Raw genomic sequence first — 1,661 nt, 5'->3', positions numbered from 1 at the left:
GCTGATTTTTCCGTTCATGAACACAGCGACAGCGGCCGGCACAACGGTGAGTGATAGCACCATCGCCGAGAGTAAAGCCATGACGACTGTGGCGGCCATCGGGTGGAACATTTTTCCTTCCACACCGGTGAGACTGAAAATCGGGATGTAGACGATGGTGATAATGGCCACACCGAACAAACTCGGGCGAATCACTTCCGACGTTGCGTCGAATACGGTATTCAATCGTTCACGTAAATCCTGCTTTCCATTGCCATGTTGGTTCTCTGCCAGACGTCGAACACAGTTTTCCACAATAATCACAGCACCATCGACAATCAGACCAAAGTCCAGAGCACCGAGGCTCATTAAATTCGCTGAGACACCGGTTTTTACCATGCCGGTGATGGTCATCAACATGGATAAAGGAATCACGGCTGCCGTGATCAGTGCAGCGCGGAAGTTGCCCAGCAAAAGAAACAGCACAACGATCACCAACAGTGCGCCTTCCAACAAATTCTTGGAAACAGTGGCAATGGCTTTGTCCACCAATGCAGTGCGATCGTAGACCGCTTCGGCAATCACACCGTCTGGCAAAGAGGCCTGAATATCCTCCAACTTGGCAGCCACATCCTGGGCCACGGTCCGTGAATTGGCGCCGATTAACATCATGGCGGTGCCCAACACGGTTTCCACCCCATCCCGTGTCGCGGCGCCGGTGCGCAGTTCTTTGCCAATGCTGATGTCCGCGACATCCTTCATCCTGATCGGAACAGAGTCGTGTTCAGCGATGATCACATTGCCAATGTCCTCAATCGTGCCAAGCTGGCCGGGTGAGCGCACCAGCAGTTGTTGACCGTTGCGTTCGATGTAGCCGGCACCGCGATTGTCATTATTCGCTTGCAGCGCTTGCATCACATCCTCAACACTGACTTTGTAGATTAACAGCTTTGCTGGGTCTGGCATGACGTGGTATTGCTTGTTGTAACCACCAATGCTGTTGACCTCGATCACGCCTTTTACTTGCGCAAGCTGAGGTTTGATAATCCAGTCCTGAATTTCTCGCAAGTCTGTGGCTGTATAGGGTTCGCCATTGGCCATGCGCGCATCCGCTTTCGCCTGTACCGTGTACATAAAAATCTCGCCCAAGCCGGTCGAGATGGGGCCCATCTCCGGTTCAAGTCCGGGCGGCAAAACACTTTTAATCGCGCCGAGCCTAGCGTTAATCAGGTTGCGCGCAAAATAAATGTCAGTACCTTCTTCAAATACTACGGTGACCTGAGACAAGCCATACCGTGACAAGGAGCGCGTGTAAGCCAGGTTCGGCAAACCAGCCAATGCGGTTTCTACCGGGTAGGTAATGCGTTGCTCGGACTCCTGTGGTGAGTAGCCTGGTGCAGCGGTATTGATTTGCACCTGGACGTTGGTGATATCGGGTACGGCATCAATGGGAAGCTTTTGGTAGCTCCATACGCCCACACCGACAATGACAAAAATAAAACATAAAATGAGTAAGCGCCGCTCTATCGCAAGGCGCAAAATAGAATCAATCATAGTGTGCCTCGATCAGTGTTCGTGTTCAGCTTCGGATTTTTCGATATCGGCTTTAATCAGGTAACTGTTTTGGCTGACATAATCGCTGCCCGCTTCAAGCCCCTCAACGACCTCATAAAAATGGTCAT

The 1,661-nt window shown here is 51.6% G+C and carries 1 protein-coding gene and 1 pseudogene; both read right to left on the bottom strand.

Annotated elements, in window-relative coordinates; all coding sequences use genetic code 11:
- A partial coding sequence (locus tag IB286_RS15335; RefSeq protein ID WP_190767034.1) for an efflux RND transporter permease subunit occupies positions 1–1,533 on the bottom strand: 1,533 nt, incomplete at its 3' end.
- Between the two features lie 12 nt (positions 1,534–1,545).
- Positions 1,546–1,661: pseudogene (locus IB286_RS15330) on the bottom strand (efflux RND transporter periplasmic adaptor subunit); the annotation flags it as partial.

The sequence above is a fragment of the Spongiibacter pelagi genome (assembly GCF_014705705.1).
Taxonomy (GTDB): domain Bacteria; phylum Pseudomonadota; class Gammaproteobacteria; order Pseudomonadales; family Spongiibacteraceae; genus Spongiibacter; species Spongiibacter pelagi.
Note: the sequence above shows the minus strand (reverse complement) of the source record. Positions and strands in the feature narration are given on the sequence as shown.